The following is a 285-nucleotide window of genomic DNA, read 5'->3' as shown; positions in this document are numbered from 1 at the left end:
TTATGAACATCAGTGCTGACTTGTTTAGTAATGGTTTTATTTGGTTCACCAACATTCTGGCTTTTGTAGCCTTAGCGCTCGCACTTTTCTTTATTCATTGGAAAGCCATATTTCACGACACACGTGTTCAGCATGTTATTGGCTTTTGTACTGTCGCTCTTATGTTTATCTGGTCCTTAAGAGCTGGCATTTCCGATGGTCTAGGAATCCATTTCTTTTTGATTACAGTTGTGCACCTGCTAATGGGGTGGCAACTAGCAATATGGGTGGCGGCATTAGCGATCT

The 285-nt window shown here is 41.8% G+C and carries 1 pseudogene; it reads left to right on the top strand.

Annotation, left to right across the window (positions count from 1 at the left end):
• Positions 1 to 285: pseudogene (locus A3762_RS27185) on the top strand (hypothetical protein); the annotation flags it as partial.

This window comes from Oleiphilus sp. HI0125, assembly GCF_001635355.1.
The sequence above is the reverse complement of the archived record's forward strand: the minus strand, read 5'-3'. Positions and strand labels throughout refer to the sequence as shown.